The following is a 22490-nucleotide window of genomic DNA, read 5'->3' on the forward strand; positions in this document are numbered from 1 at the left end:
CTCCTATGTTCACAATTTTCCTTACATCACAATATACCGGTACACATCATCCCGCACCGGTACTTCCAGCTCATAGTTAATCCGAACAATATCCAGTCCATTATTTTTCATCACCATACCTTCCGGCTCACCTACAGCATGAATCGGTCCCAGATAATAAAACTCCTTGGAAATTGCATCATTTTTATCGCGGCGCACAAAGAGTTCGATATGCACACCAAGTTCTTTGGCCTGATAAATCGTTACAATATCACTGGAAGTGACTTTACGTTTGGATTTAGAATACGCAAGCAAACGAGATGGGCTAATAAACGCATCCTCATAGGCAATGGTATCACTGATGGCATCATCTTTATGATAGTTAATAAATACAGGAAAGCTCCTTGTTTTTTCATGATACTTATAACCGCCAATGTTGAGCGCAACCTCACCTTTGTCCCATTCTAGTAATCTGCATACATCCTCATATGTATATTTTTGATACAGACAGAAGTTTGTACTCCCATAAGTATTCCGGAAATTTTGCTCCCAGCGATGTAAACCAAACTCAATCACTTCGGATAGCATCTTTGCAAAGTTCTCATCCTGCAAAGCTTTCTCAAACGCCGCAGAAATACTCCACTGCATTTCTGTTTCTTCCAGAAAAACACATTTACTGTAAGTGTTCTTATTTCCTCCCGCAGCAAAAAGATTTGTCATTAAGTTCCATAAATTTTCCTTGCTGTACGGGGTTAGCGAAATGTCAAAGCCTTCACGCAGTTCAGCAGTAAAGGCATCCCAAACATCATGCCTCTTCTTCATAATCGTTTGAACCAGTATCAACTCATGCGGACGCTTGCCGGAAGCAAATTTCTTTGATACATATTCCAACATCTGCTCCTGCACGTCATTCAACCGCACCCCAAAATCCTTTTCATATTTTTTCAAGAACATATAGTAAGATCCCAGGGATTTGCTGTCAAAAATGCGCAAGACGTCCAGCGTTCCATAGCGTTCAAAATCCAAAAGCGCTGGAATCCTCCCCAGTTTATATTTCAAATTATAGTAGCATTCTTTGATTAACTTGATGTCGTTAAAGTTGGCTGCATCAATCGCTTCGTAAATCTTTTTCTTCGTTACCTCATCAAAATTCACAGTGGAAGCGCCTGGGATCATGCTGCTGCCATTGCTAATCAATTTTCTCAAGTTGTCCTTATTATAAGTTCGATCACCATAAAGTGCGATTGGAATCAAATAATTATTACTGTAATTTCCAATAAAGTCAATCACCGTTAAATACTCTTTTCCAGCAGCTTTCCGCAAGCCTCTACCCAGCTGCTGCACAAAAATGATCGTCGACTGGGTCGGACGCAACATAATAATCTGATTGACCGCAGGAATATCAATACCCTCATTAAAAATATCGACCGTAAATATATAATCCAACCGATTGGCATCATCGTCGCTTTCCAGCCGCTCAATTGCCTGCTCACGCTCCATTTCACTATTCGCGCCGCTCAGCGCAATGGTCCTTAGACCCCGCAAATTAAAGCTTTGCGACAAACGCCGCGCCTCTTCATTTCGGCTACAAAAGATCAGGCCTTTCACCCTATCCCCATCATGTCCATAATGATTTGCAACCTGCAAAATTTTCTCTACACGCTCATCACAAACTAAACGATTGAACTCCGTAAAGTCGTCAATCACTTCACCGTCAATGAACAAATCACGAATGCCAAAATAATGGAACGGCGTCAGCATTTTTTCTTCTAAAGCACGCTCTAACCTGATTTCGTATGCCACGTTATAGTCAAAGGTTTTGAAAATGTCAAATCCATCTGTACGTTCCGGTGTTGCTGTCATTCCCAGTAAAAATTTCGGCTGAAAATACTCAATGATTCTCTGATAAGAGCTTGCACCAGCTTTGTGTACTTCGTCAATGACAATATAGTCAAAATGCTCTTTCCCAAAGCGTTCCATAATGTCAGGCTTTGAGATGGTCTGTATGGTCGCAAACATATAGTCACAGTCAAAGTCTTTGCTGCTGCCGAGCATAAATCCCGCATTAAGATTATATCCCAGCACATTTTCAAAGCTACGTCTTGCCGCTCTTGCAATATTTTCACGGTGTACCACAAATAAAAATTTCTTCGGCGCAAAGACTTGCACATCAAAAGCACTTAAATAGGTTTTTCCAGTGCCAGTTGCAGAAATCAGCAGCCCTTTCTCCTTGCCTTCCATGCGAAGTTTTTCCAGCTCATTCAAAGCCTCCTTCTGCATTTTGTTCGGCGTAATCTGGTTCACCCTGATTACCTGACCTTGCTTTTGGGTTTTCTCCACAGCCTTTCGCAGCTGATTCATATAATAGTACTCTCTTTCGTACCTATGAATCCACGCTTCATCAACAACTTCCGCCTCATTAAAGGTGTTTCTGAATTCTTTAACCAGGCTGCGCATCGCAAAGCCATTTTCGCTAGCCGACAAACGAATATTCCACTCTTTATTCTCGCTCAAGGCATTCTGCGTCAAATTGCTGCTTCCAATCAAAAAAGAGAAAGTGCCATCTTTCTTTCGGAAGATATATCCCTTTGCATGAAAATTACCTTCGGTCACAATCCGAAGGTCAATATTCTTGTATTTCAAAAGTCGCCGCAGCGCCCTTGGCTGCGTAAAATTTTGATACTGTGAAGTAATGATTTTTCCTTTTATACCCTGAGCTTCCAGCATGTCCAGCAAATTGACGATGGACTGCACCCCGCTATTTGTGATAAACGCCACAGAAAAGTAGAACTCCGTGCATTCACGCAGCTCCGCCTCTATGGTAGATAAAACCTTTATCCCTTCTTTATAGTTGTTTACAATGAGTCTCGGTGCATACTGCTCCAAAGCCGTGGTTTCACTATCAATGAAGCCATAATGTAGCCCTTGCGCAATCTTTTCAGCTGCACGATCCATGGTTAAAATCCTCTCTTTACCAGCGCATCAACGACCGGACGGTCAGCCGGCAACCAGTCCAGTTTTTCGATTTCATCGATGGTAGCCCAGCACATGTCCGCGTGCTCCTTTAAGCTTACCTCACAATCGCTCACTTTGCAAATAAAGCAGTGCATGCGCAGCTCAAAATCCGGATATTGGTGTTCCACTACATAGAATGGTTCCATATCCTCCGCATCAACATGCACGTCCATCTCCTCAATCAATTCCCTGTGCAAAGCCTGCGCCGCAGTTTCCCCTGCTTCCAGCTTTCCGCCGGGAAACTCCCATCTATATGAAAGGTAATCGTACTGGTTTTCACCTCTCTGTGCACAGAGCACTTTGTTTCCTTTTAGTAAGATCGCACCGCATACTTCTAAGTGTTTCATGTTGGTCTCCTATTGTTGTGTTGTACTGCTTTGTATTGCATGATTCAGTTACCAAGTTTAATATTCTTTTAACATCACCACCAAATTCAAATCGCCCGTTTATTCTTCTTTTGTTTTCTCTTCCAACTCAAGTAAATATCTGTCATAGTCAGACATAAACAATCTATCTTGAACGACACGATATTTCTCAAACTCCGTTTCAGCGTGAAGTTTAGCGATTTCTGCAGAAACCTTTCCAGCATCCTGTAAAATACCATAATCAAACATTTCAACAAAGCTATTGAGTCGTTTTTCCCAATCCTCCATAGTAAGAGGAATACGTCTTAAGGTCATATTTTCAGCAAAATCCAGATATGCAGTTACCATTCGGTTCAGTTGATGCAATTCATTTTCACTCAGATAATTTTTGGCAATTGTCACATCGCTTTTTTTAATCTTGCCGTCCGGAGCATCTGCCCATGTAGTAAGTCCCATATGTTCCTTTTGATGGTCGACACGTTCTACAATCAATTCAGCAGCCGTATGACCGTGAACCGCAAAGTGCATTTTATTCTGGACTGTTGCATAAAATCTTTTCGTTGTTGCAGAATTTTTGTCATAGTCTATGGCAGTAGCATAAATATCTGTGATTTTCTGATAAAACTTTCTTTCACTTGCACGTATTTCTCTGATTCGTTCAAGCTGTTCATCAAAATATTTATCCGTCAGATAAGTGCCGCGTTTCAGACGTTCATCATCCATAACCCAGCCTTTGATGGTGTAGTCCTTTGCAATCTGATTTACCCATTTACGGAACTGCACTGCACGCTCAGAATTGACCTTAAAACCAACTGCAATAATCATTTGAAGATTGTAGTGTTTCGTATCACGACTCACCTGACGAGAGCCTTCCGTTTGAACTATTCGGAAATTCCGAATAGTTGCCGTCTCTTCTAACTCACTATCTGCATATATTTTTTTTATATGTTCATTTATCGTCGGCAGGCCAACATCATATAGAGTCGCCATCATCTTCTGTGTCAGCCATATATTCTCATCCTCATAGCGCATCTCAATGCTGTCCTGCTGATCGCCAACAGAGGCAACATAGGTTAAGTATTCTGCTGCGCTGGAACGAATAGTAATTTCGTCTTTTTTCTTTTTCAAATAGGAGGCCTCCTTTAACGTCCCAAAATCATTATTCTGCCTGTGCATCAAAAGATTGTTTCACAATTTCCATGATTTGATCTAATTCATCCTGATGCTCCATAAACAATTCTACATCACCATTTCCCCAACGTCCTAAGCCAGTAATATCTTTGCAAATACCGTTAGGGTCATTAATCTCTGAAAACTTCATATTAATCGAGATACGCAATCTTTGTTTCTGAAAAACAATATCAACAAAATTGGTATCCAGTTTATAGGCAACATACAACTTTTTATATTCCTTCTTTACCGCAGGGGATAAGTTCATAATGCGCTTATCTAAAGACTCGAATAGTATTCTTGTAAAAGCATTCACATCATATGTTTCCAAGGAATATTTCTGCACTGTTTTTTCTTCTACTTGATATGGCGCAAGTTCTGCAACTGTTAAAGTTGGATATGGCCAGATAGATTCTGCTTTCTTTACTAATTCGTTTGCTCTCTCTTGGATATGTTTTTCATTCCACTTATTTTGTAAAACCACATATTTATTAAGCCTAAGTGCACTTTCTTTGAATCCACCCGGCATATCCATCTTTTCCAAGAAAGGTCTGTCACTCATCTCAGAATTATATGCAGTCAAAGTAAGATTGCCAATTGTATGTAAATACTTTTTTTGAATCTCCTGCCACTCGGCACCAAGATCAGCTTGCCACTCTGAAGAAAGATTTTTGTTCTGCGGCATAATATGCTCAATGGTGTAATTCTCTATTATAATTGGCGCTTTGTTTTCAAAGTTTTCCAAACGACTAAGAATATAGTTTCTAGCACGCATATTATAAATATCACGGCTTTCAAATGCACCTTCAAACTTATCGTTATCCGGGAATTCTTTATATGTATCCTGCATCACGAAAAATGCCTTAACAGAATTCATATAATCATCTGGTCTAATATAATTTTTCAACGTTGCAAATGTTTTGTTCATTGAGTTGGTCGGAATCTCACAAATTACACGTCTCAGAACATAGCTAATACAAAGCTTCAAAATTTTCTTCAGTTCATCTGATGTAATTAGTCCTTCTACGCAGTCATGATGAATTTTCAGCAAGAACGGGTAAGATACTTCCATTCTTAAATCGATAATGTCCTCATATAACTTCTTTAAATCCGTGTCAGTATTTCGCTTGAATACAATGTTTGTATAATATTTTGCATATTCAAGCAAATCTTGACATAATTCTCTGATAGTTCCAAATTCACAATTCAAATGATACAATTTAAATTCTTCATATACACGTCCTTGCTTTGGAATACGAGAAAGTTTCATGGTCAAGTAATGGCGGAAGAAAGCATCCATTACCGTTCCTTGCGTTTCATAGATAAACAGCTGTTCCATAGGCCGCCAAAGATGTTCATATACATAAGTTTGTTCAGATGGCTCTAATCCCATCAAAACATAGTTACGAATCAAATCAGATTCAGAAAGTTCCTTACCAGTAGAATTCAAACTTTCAAAAATTGCCTGTGCATCGTCAACAGCACGATCTAATGTGATATTAACAATTTGTAATTTTCCAATTGACTCATATACCTCTGCAGGCTGAATTTCTTTATCAGCGAGTTTTCCAGCAAAAAAATTGTAATTTTCAATAAGTCTTGATCTAGTGTCTTCTGCAATTGGCTTTTTCTCAACGAGGCTTATGAGAATATCTCGATCGGTTTCAGTCAGCAGTAACTTATATCGTTCATCACCACTTTCATATTCGTTTTTTAGAAGCATATTATCTATACGACGAGCATTAATTGTTGTGTCACTCGGATTCATTATTGCATAATCGCGCAAAGCCAGAAGAAGCAGTGTTAAGGTAGTCATTCGCTGTTGTCCGTCAATAATCATGTATTTCTGAACACCTGTTGGCATTGCCTGCTCAGCAATATTAACAATAGATCCTACAAAATGGCCCACTTTACCTTTTCTCTGCATCTCTACAATATCGTTCCAAAGTCGTTTACACTGATCTATATCCCAGCTGTAGAATCTCTGATAAACCGGAATCAAGAATTGCTTATTTCCGTTCAATATCTCATAAATATTGCCTTTACGTGCATCCATATCGCACCTCCATTACTTCTTTTCTCCATAAGAAACCGTATCCTCTGCCACTTTGCTTAGTTCTATTTCAGATACATATTTATAGAGTTTTTCCTCTTTTCGTGGTTCCACATTATCCGTCCAAAGCTCACACTGACTAATTACTGTGCTTATTGCAAAATCATAGTCTTCCGGCGGATACTTATATTTCTTAAGGAGTCGCTTAACCATCTTACGCATCTGCGCTCTAGCAGTTTCTTTCTTCTGCCAATCGATAGTGCGATTCTTACGAAGCATTTCTGTAAGTTCTCTTGTCAAAGCAATCAATTCATCATTCTTATAAAAATCCTTGATATGCTCCGGTTTTGTAAGAGCATCATAAAACGCAAGTTCTTCTTGTGAAAGCCCCAGTTCCTGACCATTTTTATAGAGATTTGCAATCTCTTCTGCAGTTTTCAGAAGTTCTTTAATAACCTCTTCATTAGTGATTAGTCCATTATAATAAGAGTTCATCAGTTGTGCTATCTTCTCCGAGAATTTTTGTGACTGTACCACATTTGTTCTCTTGTAAAGAGCCACTTGCTCAGCCATAAGTTTTTTCAAAATCTCGACAGCTATATTTTTTTCCTTCATTCTAGAGATTTCATCCAGGACTGCTGGATCAAACAAGCTGAAATTTTCACCGCCACTCTTGCTGCTGTCAAATAAGCTGATGACACCTTCACTCTGTACTGCCGCTTTCAAAAGTTCATTGATTTGATCATTGATCTCAGTAAGCGACAAACTTTTCCCACCTGTTCCACCATACGTGATCTTAATAACCGTAGAACGCAAAGCCTCCATATAAGCCGCTTCATGGCGTTCCTGCTCTGTTGTCATACTGGAACAAAGCGAGTGTGATTGTTTCAAAAGCATGGCTTCCTTCAAGAACAAATCTTTTCTTTCTGGTACACTTGCATCGAGAATAAAGTTTACGCCACCCGTAATAAGCTTAGCCATTGTAAGTGGAGAGCCACCTATAAATCTGCTAAAATCAAAGCCATGCAATAAATCCTTGCAAACTTGTAGCTTTTCCTGAAACTTCGGATATGCCATCTTTGCAATGTTCATATCACCGTATTTAGACTGATCGCGTTTCGTATATTCCTTCATTGCAGCCTTTAAAGCTGATGCAATTCCAACATAGTCTACGATCAATCCGCCCTCTTTATCCTTGAATACACGGTTAACACGAGCAATAGCCTGCATCAAGTTATAACCATGCATCGGCTTATACACATACATGGTAGCCAAAGAAGGTACATCAAAACCGGTGAGCCACATATCAACTACAATGGCAATCTTCATCGGGTCATTGTTATCTTTAAACTTCCTTGCGAGCTCTTCTTTGTGCGATTTTGTTCCGATGATCTCTTTCCAATCTTCCGGATCGTTGTTGCCGCCAGTCATAACTACACCGACTTTATCCGTCCATTCAGGTCTAATTTTCAAGATTCGGCGATAGATTTTCATTGCAATCGGACGAGAATACGCCACAATCATGGCTTTACCCGTCAGAAGGTTTGCTCTATATTTTTCGTAATGTTCAACAATATCATCACAGAGAGATTCAATCGTAGAATCTGCGCCCAGTACGCTTTCCATCTGGCCAAGCATCTTTTTGCTCTTCTCGATCGTTTGCGCATCAGATTGTTGCTCTAAGACATCATAAGTGGAATCAATTAACGCTAATGTGTTCTCATCCAACTTCAGATGAACAACTCGGCTTTCATAATAAACCGGACGAGTAGCACCATCTTCCACGGCCTGTGTCATATCATAAACATCGATATAATCACCAAAAATTTCTCGAGTATTTCTATCTTTGGCTGAAATCGGTGTACCGGTAAATCCGATAAATGTAGCATTCGGCAATGCGTCATGGATAATACGAGCATTACCAATTACAGTATGCGCTTCCTTTTCACCATTTTCATTCTCTGACATAACGATTTTTTCATCAAAACCATACTGCCCACGATGTGCTTCATCTGCCATAACAACAATGTTTCTGCGTTCTGACAAAGCTTTCTCTCCACGTTCAAACTTGAACATTGTTGTAAATATAATTCCATTTGCACTTCTGCCATCAAGAAGTGACTTCAAATGTTCCTTGCTCTCTGCCTGTACCGGTGTCTGACGCAAGAAATCTGCGCATTGTGAGAACTGTGCATAAAGCTGATCATCCAGATCAATACGGTCTGTCATAACTACGATAGTTGGACTATCTAATGCATCTTGCAATAAATGTGCATAGAATACCATCGACAATGACTTACCAGAGCCCTGTGTATGCCAGAACACGCCACCCTTACCATCGGTCTTCGTTGCCACCTTTGCTTTCTCTATCGCTTTGCGAACAGCAAAATACTGATGGTATCCGGCTAACACTTTGAAACGACTATTGCTAACGCCTGAGAAAAGAATAAAATTTTTCAAAATATCCAACAGACGTTCCTTTTGGAACATACCCTCATAGAAGGTTTCAAAGGAAGCATACGCAGTATCTTCGTAATTACCGTCTTTGGTTTTCCATTCCATAAAACGATCTAATCCGGATGTGATAGTTCCGGCCTTATTTGTAGACAAGTCGCTAATTACACAGATTGCATTGTAATAAAAGATAGATGGAATATCTTGCATGTAGTTGCGGATTTGATGGTAGGCATTCTCAGCTCCTACCTCGTCCTTAGCCGGGCTCTTCAATTCCATCAAAACAAGGGGCAATCCATTAATAAATAGAATAATGTCCGGGCGACGGTTGTTTCCGTTTTCTAAAAACGTAAACTGATTTACCACATAGAAAGAGTTGTTCTTTACATTTGCATAATCAATCAAGCGTACAATAGATGATTGCTCCTCGCCCTTTACAAAGAACTTAACCGTGATACCATTTTGCAGATAATCCATGAAAATGATATTCTTCTGCAACAGACTTCCAGTATCAAAATTCTTCAATTTGGCTAGTGCCTCATCTATAGCTTCTACAGGCAGACCACGGTTGATACGCACCAAGCTATCTCTCAGAATAGAATCCAGAAGCGGACTGGTATAATCTCTATCAAAATCCGGAGCGTAGAGGTGGTCATAGCCCATGTTTTCAAACAATTCAATGATTGCTTGTTCGTATGTATCTTCTGTAAATAAACTCGGCATATTCAACCTCCTGTATTTTGTAGATCACATCTACTATCTTAAAAGTTTAAATGTTATAAAATATGTAGGAAAATCATATCCGTCACGAGAAAGAACTGTCTTTGCCACTCTCGTTGAAGCATTTGGATAAGATAGATTTTGCAGTTTTCTTTTGACATCCAGCGAAAATTTGTGAGTCTTCAAATATTCTAAAAATTTATTCCAAAAATTTTCAAAATTTGATGTACTAACATATGAGACAATAAATGTTGCTGTACCAAGTGCATTATAATTTGTAATTGCTTTTTCAATGTGACTATCAATATACGCAGTATTTACATTTGAAAGCTTTAATCCTTCAAATATAGCAGCTTCTTTACCATCTTTTGTTATCAGTATATCGACTTCTCCGGCATCCTTTCCACTGCTAGATATACCGTGTCTAGTTTGGTCCTTTACTTCGTTATATCCCATAAGTGATAATGTATCTCTAAAAAAATCGTTAATACTATTTTCACTGCTATTAGCATCGTACGTTGCGTTTGAACACAAACGTTGTCCTACTTTGATTAAATCTGCAAGAACTAATTCTGAAGATTTAATATCCGCATTAAGTCGCTCCTCATTAGTTTCAGGAAAAACAGGAAAATCATCAGATACTAAATACACCGTATCTCGTAGCAAAAGTCCCGTCTCTGTAGATTTAAGAGCCTTTGACATAGCGTTTTCTACAGCACTTTTATTACTTTTCAAAACTAAAATGGCACTTTCAGATCCTTCTATTGTCATATCAATGGCGTTTTTATTCCAATTATCCCCCTTAAGCCCTGCATAATACGCCAATCCCAAATCTTCATATTCATATCTGCAATTAGCAAACGCGTTTGCTAACTCATTACTTTTATATAATTGTTGTAGCAATTGATATACACGATTATCAAAATCATTAGGTAACGCGTATGTAAAATCATACATTCCCATACATTCATTCCTTTCTAGTTTAAATGAGAATTTAGCGGCTTAAAGATTGATATCCGAAACATCAAGTTCACCGGACATTAGTCTAGGAAGTAGTGTGTCTCTAAGCTGATACAGCCTTGTGTTTTCTTCTTGATTAGAAACAATGGCGTTGGTCATTGGAATGATAAGCGCATTGAATTTTTCAAGGGTCACACTGTCAGGCAAAGGAAGTTCCATAGCTTTGACCCTGTCTCTGGGTAGTTCGGTTTGTCCTGTACTTCCTGTGTGTTGAGCTTCGATTTCACCTTCATGAGAGAGTCCCCAGAAGCCGACGTAGCTTTGTAATATCGGAGCTTTTGGACGAACAAAAGTTATATGGGAATCTACAGTTATGTTTTTTGCATCAAACCAAACCTGAGCAACACGTCCCAACGTTCCGGTACCTGTAGAATTGATAAGTAGATCACCTTTGGAGATCCATTTCTCATTAATCTTTTTGGGCAGATGCCGTCGAGCGAGAGAAACATCAATGGTGTGATCTCGGATGCATTTCTGGTTAAGAACTATTTGATTGCTGCTGTCATCATATTTAGGGGCAATACCTCTGGTAACTAAGCTGGAGAGTGCATCAATTGTTGTAACATGCCAACTTTCAGGGAGTACTCCATCTGAAAGCACATAATCGCAGAACCAAGCTTTATAAATTGCTAATGCTTGCTGAAGTAAATTCTCATTTATTTTTATATTTAATTCAATCTTATTATCCAAATCTGAAAGCAAGGAGGCTATCCTCTTCTGCTCATCGAGATCTGGAATGTCCACTTCAATACCATCAAATGTATCCTTTGTGATAGTATCAAATACTGATCCATGAGTTTGCTTCTTTAAAATATCAATATTATGTTTGATGAGATAATACAAAAAGTCGCTTGCAATTAAATCTTCTTTTGCTCTTAGTCCATAGCAAGATTGATTAAATGCCATCTGGTAAGGAATGCTTGCAATCTCTCCAACTGTACCACGCGCCGAAACAATCATGTCTCCCTTGTCTAACAACTTTGTTGATGAATTTTCTAATCCTTCTTTTGTGATGTTCTTTTCCGTTTGATAGACATAACGTCTATCATTGTTAAAATCCTTAACTGATAACCAAGGTATATTTCCATTCCAATATTCTGGCTTTGATGTTTTAGGTGTGCCTCCACCAATGACATCCATCAGCTCAGACAATTTATATTTCATACCCAATCGCCCCCAGCTTCTTTCTTATTTCGGCTTCCAACTCATGACTCTTGGTGAACAATTCTGAAAGCTCCGATGTCAGACGATCCATCTTTTCTTCAAACGGCTCGCTATCATCTTCCTGCTCTTCGATACCCACATATCTGCCTGGAGTAAGAATATAATCCTGCTTTTCTATTTCTGCCGTATCAGCTACAGCACAGAAGCCTTTCACATTCTCAAGTGATCCATCCACAAAAGCTTCATAGGTGTCAGAAATTTTCTTGATATCGTCATCGGTAAGTTCTCGAAGTTTACGGCTTACCATTGTTCCCATCTTGCGTGCATCAATGAACAGCGTCTTTCCAGACTGTTTTTTCTGTTTATTGATAAACCAGAGTGAAACCGGAATCTGCGTGGTATAAAAAAGCTGCGTTGGCATTGCAACAATGCACTCAACTAAATCAGCATTGATAATATTCTTACGAATATCACCCTCTCCGCCTGATTGAGAAGAAAGTGAACCATTCGCTAATACCATACCAATACGGCCTGCTGGTGCAAGATGAAAAATCATGTGCTGAAGCCATGCGAAGTTGGCATTTCCTGCTGGTGGTGTTCCATACTTCCAACGCTGATCTTCTTTTAGTTTATCCAATCCCCAATCAGAAAGATTAAATGGCGGATTGGCCATAATATAATCTGCACGTAAGGTTGGGTGACGATCATCAAGGAAAGTATCTGCTGCATATGTTCCAAGATCTGGCTCAATTCCACGGATTGCAAGATTCATCTGCGCCATCTTCCATGTAGTAGGGTTTGAGTCCTGACCATAGATAGAAATATTGCTGATATTACCACTGTGATTCTCAACAAACTTCGCAGACTGAACAAACATACCACCTGAACCACAACAAGGGTCATATACTCGTCCCTTGAAAGGTTTCAAGACTTCCACCAAAGTACGTACTACGCATGAAGGCGTAAAGAATTCACCACCACGTTTTCCTTCCTGTTCTGCAAACATAGAAAGACAATATTCATAGGTACGGCCCAAGATATCTTTTTCACTACCGTGTTCAATCATCTGGATGTTGGTGAACAGGTCCACAACATCACCAAGTCTACGCTTGTCCAGCTCCGGACGTGCAAAGTTCTTAGGCAAAATATCCTTCAAACGCTTATTTTCTTTTTCGATGGCACGCATGGCATCATCGATCACCGTTCCGATTTCCGGAGTATGTGCTTTTGCTGCAATCTCACTCCAACGTGCACCAGCTGGTACAAAGAAGATACCCTCAGAAGTATATTCATCGATATCTTCCTCGAATCCGTCTCCTTCTTCTACTAAAGCCATATATTTTTCATCAAATCGGTCTGAAATATATTTCAAAAAAATCAATCCCAGAACCACATTTTTATATTCTGATGCATCCATGTTCCCTCGAAGAACGCAAGCAGCATTCCATATCTGTTTTTCAAAGCCAATTGTAGCTGTATTTTTATCTGCCATTTTAGTTTTCCTCCTTTGAAGATTAATCTAGGACTATTTCCACAATATTAGAATGTCCCACAATCGAGATACTTACATATACTTACTTGCATATATATAGTGGTTTAAACACCTTGCCAAGCTTTGCTACAAATGTAGAACTAATTCCCGCCTTCTTGGCAAGCTCTGTTTTCTTCATATCTAGTTCTACCAGTTTTACCCATAACTTTTTATATGATAGTTTCATTCTGTCGCGTTATCTTCCATATAAAACTACTATGTCTATTGTTTTATATTTCAAATACAACACTTTAATCACATTAGCAATATTCAAAATAACTTTCCTGAATCTCAATCTTTGTTTTATTATAAGACAATATTTCCTAGGATGCAATAGTATTCGCCATTTCAGCATTATCGTATAATACAAATCTGCACTCGCTTCAAAATTACACAAGCAGTACCATCATTCGCTACATGAATAAAATTTAGTTTTTCTCTCAATGACAAGATATTCATACATTACCGCATCTCTCAATATACTGTAGCACCTCATGGCCTATTAGGTTTCCAGTTGTACACAGTTTTATAATGTACTAACAGCATTGTTTATAATACACTTCACTCGGCATTTCCACAATCTCAGCTATCTCTGGCTGCAACTAGTTTATTGTCCCCCAGTACCTGTATGAAATCAAAATTCCATACATCCAAACTCTCTCATCATATCGTCCGTTAAGGTTTTATTGTATCGTGTTTTTATATTGAGGAAAAAACAAAATCTTTATCCCTCTGATTGATATATTTCGTTCCACCACCTGTTTTTCGGTTAATAAGGTCACTAACTATATCTAACATCAATTGTCGCAGTGCTCTTGCTTTATCACTTTCAGATAAAAGCATCGCCATATTTAAAAATGCACGAAAATCAAATACTCCGAGCACCTTAGTTTTGGTAGGGACACAAATGTCCTTACCAGAATCCTTTGCACACTCTAAAAAATCTTTCAATTTCTTACCCCGGAGCACCTGATATCCATTTTCAGTAAGTTCTTCTCCGTATTGCTCCAAATAGCGACTAATTGTTCTTATATCGACTTCAAAAAAATTGGCTGTTATTTCTCGAGTTACAAAGATTTTCCCATCCCATAAAATACCGTCAATTCCTGACTTCCGCTGTATTTCCTCTATGGCAATTTCATTATTTAATATACTTTACCTGTCCAGCCTCGAATTTGTTAAATCCTCCATCATACTTACCCTCCTGTTCTCAAGTCATGAAATCATCTTAAAACGTCCCCTTTGTCACCCTGCTTACCGCGCCCTTTCTACCCTCACCAGCTTCGTCACAACTTCCGCAGTCGTCTGCACCCAATCCTCCTTCACTTCGCTCGCTTTGTTGGGCAGACTTTGCATGAGACGTACCGCTGCTTACCGCGTCCCTTCGGTCCTAGTAAGCAGGGTTACGGCTTCACAATGCACGCCCCAAGGAAACATATCCACCGGCGTGCCCTTCTCAAACCGATACCCATGCTCGCCCAGATATTTCACATCCCGCGCCAGGGTAGCCGGATCACAGGACACATAGACGATTCGCTCAGGCTCCACAGAAACCACAGTTTCCAGCAACGTTTCATCACAGCCGGAACGGGGCGGATCCAAAATCACCACGTCGGCTTTTTCCACCCGAAGTCCGGCATCGTCCGCCGCAACGCCTTCGCCCGAGACCAGCTTCGGCAGTTCTTCTTCGGCACGGCCGCACACATATCTGGCATTGACGATGTGATTGATGACCGCATTGCGGTTAGCGTCGAGGACGGCGCCTTTGACCGACTCGATACCGATGACGCGACCCACTTTGTCATAATCCAGCACGCCATCGTGGCGCGCCATATAAGCCTCCTCCATCTGCCTTGCCGCAAAAAGCCCGATGGTGCCCACGCCGCAGTAAAGATCCAGCACCGTCTCCTCGCCGGAAAGATTAGCATATTCCATGGCTTTGGCGTAGAGCCTCTCCATCTGCACTGGGTTCACCTGATAAAAAGAATGAGGTGAAATTTCAAAGACCAGACCGCCCACTTCCTCATTGATGACAGGTTTTCCGGCAAGGGTAATCAACTCCTCCCCCATAACACTGCCCGGCATCGCGCCGTTTTTACCTTTGCAGACGCTGATGACCACGCTCTCCAAGCTGTATTCCACGCCGTCATCGGATACCGGCAGTTCATAAATGGCATCATCCAGCATTTCCACCAGCTTGGCAGCATTAGGAATCCCTTTGCCGTTGATGACCAGCACTACCATCACCTCGCCGGTGCCACGGGCAGTTTTCACCACCAGATGGCGCATTAAACCCTTTTCCCACTTGGGGTCGTAAGCCGTAATATGGTCGCTTTCCATAAACTGACGCAAAGCCTCCGCCGCTGCCATAGCAGGCGCTGACTGAATCAGACAGTCGTAGCAGTCCACTACCTCGTGGCTCTTTGCACGATAAAAGCCCACCGCCGGCTCGCCCAAATTCTCCACGATACCGCCTTTGCGGGTGATAATGCCGCCGGTCCAAACAGGCATAGAAGCCTTGTTCCGATAGCGAAAAGGCTCCTCCATACCGATAATCGACTCCATCTCTGGCTCCAAAATTCCGCCCAGCCGTACCAGCTTATCGCGCACCTGCTTTTCCTTGAGTGCAAGCTGCGCCTCATAGGAAAGATTGCTGTAAGGGCAGCCGCCGCACTGACTGCTATATTCGCACATTGGCGTAATCCTGTCCGGTGACGGCTCCACTAGGCGAAGCAGCTTTCCGAAGGCGTAGTTCTTCTTTACCTTAGTAAGCTCCACTTCTGCAAGATCGCCGACCACAGCGCCCTTTACAAAGATCGCAAAGCCATTACTTCTTCCGAGCCCCTGCCCTTCGTTTGTCATGTCCTCTATTTTGATTTGAACGATTTGTCCTTTTTCCATCTTTTTTACCTTTCTTGCTCTTTGCGGAAGAACCCTTGCCGGACTTTTCCGCCTTACGCTTTTCCTTTACACCTCGCGCAGATTTTTCGCCTCGACGCTTTTTTTCGCCCGATTCATTGTCACCTTTTCCTTTATCATTACGGTGACTTTTTTCTCGCAGGCGTCGTTTTTCTGAAGGTTCCTGCTCTGACTCTGGTTCAATTTCTCCCAGATTCATGCGCAAAAAGGCTGCCGCCACTTCCAGCGGATCCAGCCCATCGTCTACACATCGTTTATATACGATTTTCATATATGGAGTCAGGTCTTTGCCCTCACAATATTCCACAGCATCCGACACCGATTTGTACGCTTTGACAGTCAAAGCACTTGCCGCCGTCGGCATATCCTTTTCCTTAATCTTCGTATTGCAGTAATCCTCCAGGGAGCGAATTTTGTACTTCTCCCGCGGCGTAATCAGGGAAATCGCCTTCCCCTTTCTGCCTGCGCGACCGGTTCTGCCGATTCGGTGCACATAGTACTCCATATCCTGAGGCATGTCGTAGTTAAACACCATATCCACATCGTCTACATCGATGCCCCTTGCCGCAACATCCGTCGCCAGCAAAAGCTCCAGCTTTCCACTTCTGAAAAGGGTCATGACCCGATCTCTCTGATGCTGAGACAAATCCCCGTGCAAAGCCTCTGCCGAGTAGCCTTTTCCCTTCAAAATCAAAGTCAATTGGTCGACTTTCCGCTTAGTATTGCAGAAGATCAGCGCCCGCTTCGGTGACATATAGTCCAGAAGCCTGCAGAGGGAAGTATCCTTTTCCCTTCCTTTTACCACATAATAGGTCTGCTTGACGAGAGGAATGGTCATTTCCTCCTGGGGCACGTGTATATGCAAAGCATTTCGCTGATATTTTCCTGTAATTTCCATGATTTCATCAGGCATGGTCGCCGAAAACAGCGCCGTTTGCCGCTCCGCAGGAATCGCCTCACAGATGGTCTCGATGTCCTCACGAAAGCCCATGTTCAGCATCTCGTCCGCTTCGTCAAGTACCAGCATTTGCAAAGCGTCCAGCTTCAAAGTACCTCTACGCATGTGATCCATCACACGCCCCGGCGTGCCAACTACGATGGAAAGTTTTCCGCGGAGAAGGCGGAACTGCTTCTCAATATCCTGTCCGCCGTAAATAGCGCCAATTTTTACACCAGGCACATGTTTTGCCATTTTTTTCAGTTCTTCCGAGGCCTGAATGGCGAGTTCTCTAGTTGGACAGAGAATCAGTCCCTGCACACCGCTAGCTTTGCTGCGAAGGTTTTCTATCATAGGGATACCGAAAGCTGCCGTTTTGCCGGTTCCAGTCTGCGCCTGCCCGATGATGTCCTTTCCTTCCAGAAGCACCGGAATCGCCATCTCCTGAATCGGCGTCATTTCAACAAAACCCATCTCATCCAGGCCTTTCAGTATCCTCTTGTCAATCATTGATTCATTATAATTCATTTAATTCTCACTTTCTTTTCTCGTTAATAAAAGTATACCATACCTTCCGCCGAAAAGACAGAATTAATGCCGGAAAACACAACAAAACCAAGGCTGTCTCATATAAAATGAGACAGCCTCTTTGCATATGCACCATTTCCGGTATTTTAAAGGAAAATGGTGCAGGAGCGACAAAACTAATTTTGAGACATCCCCGGCTCAAAAGCAAATCTAATCCAATTCAATCATTTTCTGATGAGGATACTGACTAATCAGCAGTTTGGGAACATCCTCTGTCAGATGCTCTACACTGACCGTCTGAGACATGACGTCAAAGGTCAGCAGCAATTCCATACTAGTGCCCTTTTTCATAGAAAATGAAGACCCCGGCATCTTTGGATTTGCTATCAGAAAACAGCTTTCCTCAAGGCTCAAAATATAGTCAGTTCCACAGAGCATATACTGCTGTAGCGAAATCCCCTTTTCCCCCGTATGAGGATTATCTCTGTTGGCGATACGCACGTGCACCGTATAGATATAGTCGGTAAAAATCCCCAGAAGTTGCGCCTTTGCTTCTGCGTGATAAGTTTTCAGAAAATCTGTCGCAGAAAGCAGTTCTGCGTCCAGCACTGTAACTATATAACCGTCCATATCCTCATCGGCATAGCTAAAAAAATCCTTGCCGACCGGCACCTCTTCTCCCTTTGAAAACATCTGGATCACAGGGACATCCACAGACCGGTTCACTGTATAAACTCTAAGTCCCCCTCCTATCGCCAAAACAACAGCCAGCAGCACTATCACAACCTTTTTCATTGCTTAAGCTCCCTTCTCCCCTGCGCAAAATCGCTAAAATCACTGCTGTGCAGATGCGCTTTCAATCGACCTGACTCCAACACAAAAATTTCATCCGCCAGTTCCTGCAGAACTACTCCATCGTGGCACGAAATGACCACCAGGGCGCCTCGCTCCTTTTCACTTGTCAGAATTTCTTTGACTCGTGCAATGCCTTCCGTATCCAGAGCATTGGTCGGCTCATCCAAAACAACAATATCCGGCTTCTCCATGATTGCCGCTCCAATACCGAGCCGCTGCTTCATGCCTAAAGAATATTTGCGATATTTTTTCTCTGCAGCATCAGAAAGCCCTACAGCATCCAGTACGCACCTGATTTCCTCATCGCAGATTTGACCCTGCAGCCCTGCCAGCATTTTCAAATTTTTAAATCCCGAATAGCCGTCCAGAAAAGCCGCATTTTCCAAAAATAACCCCAGACTCTCCGGAAAAGTTATATCCCTTCCCAGGCACTTTCCGTCTATTTCTATACTGCCGCAGGTTGGGCGAATTAACCCACAGAGAAGTCGCATCAGCATAGTTTTCCCAGAACCGTTGACCCCCTGAAACCCATAGATATGCCCCGATTCCATGAGCATGGTAACATCCTCTATCACCGGCTGTTTATGTATAACCTTCGATACGTTTTTTAATTCCATCCTTGCCATTCAAAATTCCTCCCACGCTCTTTAATCTCTATTCAAAATATCATAGCGATGAAAGCTCCAGCATCCTATCACTATGCAGCCAAATATCATGATCAAACAAAGTACTAAGCCCGTCATCTGACTGACACCAGATGTGACAACCTCTTCGTAGCGCATCGTCATAGCATAATTTCCAATCAGGTACGGCGAAGCACAATACGCCGAAGAAACCATGATCAGCGCCACCCCGAAAAAACCGAACACAGGCTTTAGATACAGTGACAGCACCATCTGTGCAAGGCTCACTCCAAAGGAAACAAAAACCGGCACAAACAGCATTGCAAAGGACCATGGTTCGACATCCTGCGCCATCTGCGATTTTTCCACTCGAAACACCTCGTAAAGTAGTGCCTTATGGATTTTTCCCGTGAAAACTGCGTTCTTACTTCCTGCACAAAACAGGCCGGCGGTGAGGAAAATCATGCTGTGATAAACAGCAGCACTGAGCAAATTCCAGCTGCATTTGGACAGCCACCATGCCGTTCTGCTCTTTGTTCTTATGAGAATCTGCTGTCCCACGCCCTGCATGTCCTGATAGGGATACTGCAGCGTCAGAAAGCAAAGGACAAGAAATACTGCCGCCCAGCGCACCGGCGAATCGCTCAGCTCCGGAAATGGTCCCAGCCCTCCGTAAATGTACATGACAAAGTCCCCAAAGCTCGCCTTGATCTCATCGCCGAAGTAATCCATACTGGCGAAAGCCGCAGTGCGGGCGCTTAAATCCAGACATGAGGTCAAGCAGATAATAACAGGCACTGCAAAGAGCAGCGGCTTTTGTAAAAGCCCATGCACCAGATCAAAGCAAAGCAATCTAATATATTTCATGACGGATCCCCCTTAGTACCACTGGTAAAAAAGTCAGCAGAAACAGCACCGCTGCCCAGCCAAAGACTACAAATCCATTGGTATCGTATGTCGCAGGAGTAGCCCGCAAAAACGTCATAGGCGACAGTTCCGTATAAATTACCGTGCTGGACCGATAGACAAACGATTGGCAAAGATAGCTAAAGCCAAGCAGCAGAAAGAAGGGCAGCAGCGTAACCATCACAGGCCTTTTCACGAGAACAGACAGAACAAAGCACAGACACGCAATAAGACCGCAGAGCAGAAAATCAATGAAAAGATACAAGATCACATATAGAAATGGTCTGGTATAAAACAGCATCGACATAAAAGACGATGCGCTGATGCCATACGCCGTATCATACACTGCACTGGGCGTGACTGCAGGAAAAAACATAGCGGCAAGAAGAAAGTTAAACAGCTGCGGCAGCACCATAGCAAGACCGCCAGATAAGAACAGCGCCAGATATTTAGCAAAGTAGTACCGCAGCCTGCCCGTCCTGATGACTACATTCTTTTCGTAGCCGCTGCGCCGCTCAGCACAGTAAGACCACCCGTAAGGAATCGAAATCAAAAGAGGAAACAGCAAGAAATAATCCTGCGAGCCTGTAGAGTGCGGTTCTCCGCCAATCCAGTGGTTAAACAGGGTCTCCATAGGCATCAGAGGATTGCGCAGTCCGAACTCCTCCGAAATCCGTAGGTGCGCTTCCATATCCTGCAGATAGCTCTCCAGACTGGGGATCAGACTCAAAAAAGTGATACCAATACCAATGACTACAACAAGAATAAAAAACTTATTGCAAATCGCTTTTTTACATTCCAGCTTTACTATATTCCAAAGCATCCCCTTCACCCCCCCTAAAAAACCAATTTGATGTACTTTTGCAGTTCATCAAATCCAAATGTCAAATACAGATTTTTCGGATCATAGCACTGTGTATCCACATACCAACAGACCTTCACATTTTTTTCTCGACCGATAGGCAATCTGTATTTGTAGTAATCCTTCCAGCCGTCTGCCGTTCTTTTCCCGCTCGGACAGGAGAAATACACCGGACTTGTCGGATACAGTTCATAAAATTCTGTCTCACCGTTTGCACAGAGAATATCCAGGCTTGTGATATTTCGCTCGGGCTCTGCCCGTACATTCTGCACAGTCAGCGCAACCATCAAAAGCTTTACACTTTCCTTCAGCTTCCCGTTTGCATCCATCAGTTCCTCCGACACACCGTCAAGCAGCAGTTCCTCTGGGCTCAGATTTATCTCCTGTGGTGTATCCACTAGCTGCACCTCATTGACTGTGTAAAACAGTGCATCGGTAACGACTTCTCCGTTTTGCACATCGTAAGTGCCCACAGGCTCTCCCATCTCGCCAAGCTGCTCCGGTTTTATGGTGAAATTCTGCGGCTGCTCTTCTTCCAGTCCTGGCATAACTTGCGTCTTGCCGGCTTTATCAAAACCGGCGTCAAAAGTGCTGCATCCGCTCAAAATTCCTAATGCCAAAGCTATAACAAGAAAAATCCAGGCAGTCTTTTTATTTTTACTCTCCTTCATCACAAATCCCCCTCTCATAGGATTACTCCATACTCTTCTCCAATGCGTTTTGCTTTTCTAGTTGCCGCGTCCAATCTTCCTCACTGGACGGCAACCAGTGAGTTTCCTCCAAATTCAGCGCTTCTCCATACGCTGCAACGGAATTTCCGTGGCGTATATATGCACCGCTAAATGCATTGATTTCCACCAACGTGTATCTGGTATAGCTGTAGTAAGCACGAATGCCCGGCGTCCCATCTGCACCAGTGCAGTCTTCCACCCTTCCTAAGGCTGCAAGTTTTTTCCTGCTTTCGCTGTTGATATCATCGCCAAATACGTAGGCATATCCTTTTTCATCGCTGCGAAAGATGACCGCCCAAACGGGATCCCCCGCAGGGGCACTTTCTGCAATATAGCGCACCTCAACCGGCTGGCTTTTCAGTTCCCTCATATCAAAACCTTGTTCTTTCAGGGCTGCAATTGCAGACTCCACGGCTGTTTTCTTTGAAACTGCATTTATATCCGCAGTCTGTACAGCTTCTGCTGCTCCTAAATTCGTCTGATTCAACGATACCGACTGTATCCTTGAATTACCGGGTACAGCCGCCAGTACCGGCGGCATTACGAAAAAGCTAAAGCCCAGCAGGATACATATAAGCACAGTCGTGACAGCTTTTCCGCTCCTATCTTTGTATTGCATTGTTCCTTTCCTCCAACCTCTGTGCTCTACAGTAAATAG

18 protein-coding genes are annotated in these 22490 nt (G+C 42.3%); all 18 read right to left on the bottom strand.

The features are described from left to right. Positions 1–21: 21 nt before the first annotated feature. On the bottom strand, positions 22–2934 hold the full coding sequence (locus V1225_RS14000) for a DEAD/DEAH box helicase (RefSeq protein ID WP_338546936.1): 2913 nt from the start codon (positions 2932–2934) through the stop codon (positions 22–24). Positions 2935–2936: 2 nt separating this feature from the next. Continuing rightward, positions 2937–3341, bottom strand: coding sequence for a (deoxy)nucleoside triphosphate pyrophosphohydrolase (locus V1225_RS14005; protein ID WP_338546938.1), 405 nt, complete (start codon positions 3339–3341; stop codon positions 2937–2939). 99 nt (positions 3342–3440) lie between these two features. Then, the gene (locus V1225_RS14010) at positions 3441–4487 is read right to left on the bottom strand and encodes a virulence RhuM family protein (RefSeq protein ID WP_338546941.1); all 1047 of its coding nucleotides are present in this window, start codon (positions 4485–4487) and stop codon (positions 3441–3443) included. Between the two features lie 31 nt (positions 4488–4518). Continuing rightward, positions 4519–6585 (bottom strand): DUF262 and DUF1524 domain-containing protein, encoded by a 2067-nt coding sequence (locus V1225_RS14015; RefSeq protein WP_338546943.1) that lies wholly within the window; start codon positions 6583–6585, stop codon positions 4519–4521. Between the two features lie 12 nt (positions 6586–6597). Then, complete coding sequence (locus V1225_RS14020; RefSeq protein ID WP_338546944.1) at positions 6598–9759, bottom strand: type I restriction endonuclease subunit R; 3162 nt, start codon at positions 9757–9759, stop codon at positions 6598–6600. Positions 9760–9792: 33 nt separating this feature from the next. After that, positions 9793–10719, bottom strand: coding sequence for a hypothetical protein (locus V1225_RS14025; protein ID WP_338546946.1), 927 nt, complete (start codon positions 10717–10719; stop codon positions 9793–9795). A gap of 39 nt (positions 10720–10758) precedes the next feature. Further along, positions 10759–11940 carry a restriction endonuclease subunit S gene (locus V1225_RS14030; protein WP_338546947.1) on the bottom strand — a complete coding sequence of 394 codons (1182 nt, stop codon included), beginning with the start codon at positions 11938–11940 and terminating at the stop codon, positions 10759–10761. Then, entirely contained in the window at positions 11930–13432 is a 1503-nt protein-coding gene (locus V1225_RS14035; protein WP_338546949.1) for a class I SAM-dependent DNA methyltransferase, read from the bottom strand. Before V1225_RS14035 ends, V1225_RS14030 begins: the two co-directional genes overlap by 11 nt. 82 nt (positions 13433–13514) lie before the next feature. Continuing rightward, a complete protein-coding gene (locus V1225_RS14040) occupies positions 13515–13658 on the bottom strand; it encodes a helix-turn-helix domain-containing protein (protein WP_338546951.1) in 144 nt (47 codons plus the stop codon). Positions 13659–14170: 512 nt separating this feature from the next. Beyond that, positions 14171–14422 carry a hypothetical protein gene (locus V1225_RS14045; RefSeq protein ID WP_338546953.1) on the bottom strand — a complete coding sequence of 84 codons (252 nt, stop codon included), beginning with the start codon at positions 14420–14422 and terminating at the stop codon, positions 14171–14173. A gap of 420 nt (positions 14423–14842) precedes the next feature. After that, positions 14843–16372, bottom strand: a complete 1530-nt coding sequence (gene rlmD, locus V1225_RS14050) for a 23S rRNA (uracil(1939)-C(5))-methyltransferase RlmD (RefSeq protein WP_338546955.1) — start codon at positions 16370–16372, stop codon at positions 14843–14845. After that, positions 16299–17855: a DEAD/DEAH box helicase gene (locus V1225_RS14055; protein WP_338546956.1), complete on the bottom strand. Its 1557-nt coding sequence runs from the start codon at positions 17853–17855 to the stop codon at positions 16299–16301. Before V1225_RS14055 ends, rlmD begins: the two co-directional genes overlap by 74 nt. A gap of 210 nt (positions 17856–18065) precedes the next feature. Continuing rightward, entirely contained in the window at positions 18066–18650 is a 585-nt protein-coding gene (locus V1225_RS14060) for a DUF5028 domain-containing protein (protein ID WP_338546958.1), read from the bottom strand. After that, a complete protein-coding gene (locus V1225_RS14065; protein ID WP_338546960.1) occupies positions 18647–19336 on the bottom strand; it encodes an ATP-binding cassette domain-containing protein in 690 nt (229 codons plus the stop codon). The genes V1225_RS14060 and V1225_RS14065 overlap by 4 nt, the downstream gene beginning before the upstream one ends. A gap of 21 nt (positions 19337–19357) precedes the next feature. Beyond that, positions 19358–20200, bottom strand: coding sequence for a hypothetical protein (locus V1225_RS14070; protein WP_338546961.1), 843 nt, complete (start codon positions 20198–20200; stop codon positions 19358–19360). Then, complete coding sequence (locus V1225_RS14075) at positions 20187–21062, bottom strand: hypothetical protein (protein WP_161908002.1); 876 nt, start codon at positions 21060–21062, stop codon at positions 20187–20189. Before V1225_RS14075 ends, V1225_RS14070 begins: the two co-directional genes overlap by 14 nt. 14 nt (positions 21063–21076) lie before the next feature. Beyond that, complete coding sequence (locus V1225_RS14080) at positions 21077–21772, bottom strand: hypothetical protein (RefSeq protein ID WP_338546963.1); 696 nt, start codon at positions 21770–21772, stop codon at positions 21077–21079. A gap of 22 nt (positions 21773–21794) precedes the next feature. Continuing rightward, positions 21795–22451 (bottom strand): hypothetical protein, encoded by a 657-nt coding sequence (locus V1225_RS14085; RefSeq protein ID WP_161908004.1) that lies wholly within the window; start codon positions 22449–22451, stop codon positions 21795–21797. Positions 22452–22490: the final 39 nt, after the last annotated feature.

This window comes from Emergencia sp. JLR.KK010, from assembly GCF_037018265.1.
GTDB classification, from domain to species: Bacteria; Bacillota; Clostridia; order Peptostreptococcales; family Anaerovoracaceae; genus Senimuribacter; species Senimuribacter intestinalis.

Bases quoted from the DNA above. Each gene is read 5' to 3' on its own strand.
- V1225_RS14070 (WP_338546961.1), bottom strand. From the start codon at position 20,200: ATGAAATATATTAGATTGCTTTGCTTTGATCTGGTGCATGGGCTTTTA.
- V1225_RS14085 (WP_161908004.1), bottom strand. From the start codon at position 22,451: ATGCAATACAAAGATAGGAGCGGAAAAGCTGTCACGACTGTGCTTATA.
- V1225_RS14060 (WP_338546958.1), bottom strand. From the start codon at position 18,650: ATGAAAAAGGTTGTGATAGTGCTGCTGGCTGTTGTTTTGGCGATAGGA.
- V1225_RS14000 (WP_338546936.1), bottom strand. From the start codon at position 2,934: ATGGATCGTGCAGCTGAAAAGATTGCGCAAGGGCTACATTATGGCTTC.
- V1225_RS14020 (WP_338546944.1), bottom strand. From the start codon at position 9,759: ATGCCGAGTTTATTTACAGAAGATACATACGAACAAGCAATCATTGAA.
- V1225_RS14065 (WP_338546960.1), bottom strand. From the start codon at position 19,336: ATGGCAAGGATGGAATTAAAAAACGTATCGAAGGTTATACATAAACAG.
- V1225_RS14040 (WP_338546951.1), bottom strand. From the start codon at position 13,658: ATGAAACTATCATATAAAAAGTTATGGGTAAAACTGGTAGAACTAGAT.
- V1225_RS14055 (WP_338546956.1), bottom strand. From the start codon at position 17,855: ATGAATTATAATGAATCAATGATTGACAAGAGGATACTGAAAGGCCTG.
- V1225_RS14025 (WP_338546946.1), bottom strand. From the start codon at position 10,719: ATGGGAATGTATGATTTTACATACGCGTTACCTAATGATTTTGATAAT.
- V1225_RS14080 (WP_338546963.1), bottom strand. From the start codon at position 21,772: ATGAAGGAGAGTAAAAATAAAAAGACTGCCTGGATTTTTCTTGTTATA.
- V1225_RS14015 (WP_338546943.1), bottom strand. From the start codon at position 6,585: ATGGATGCACGTAAAGGCAATATTTATGAGATATTGAACGGAAATAAG.
- V1225_RS14005 (WP_338546938.1), bottom strand. From the start codon at position 3,341: ATGAAACACTTAGAAGTATGCGGTGCGATCTTACTAAAAGGAAACAAA.
- V1225_RS14030 (WP_338546947.1), bottom strand. From the start codon at position 11,940: ATGAAATATAAATTGTCTGAGCTGATGGATGTCATTGGTGGAGGCACA.
- V1225_RS14035 (WP_338546949.1), bottom strand. From the start codon at position 13,432: ATGGCAGATAAAAATACAGCTACAATTGGCTTTGAAAAACAGATATGG.
- rlmD (WP_338546955.1), bottom strand. From the start codon at position 16,372: ATGGAAAAAGGACAAATCGTTCAAATCAAAATAGAGGACATGACAAAC.
- V1225_RS14075 (WP_161908002.1), bottom strand. From the start codon at position 21,062: ATGCTTTGGAATATAGTAAAGCTGGAATGTAAAAAAGCGATTTGCAAT.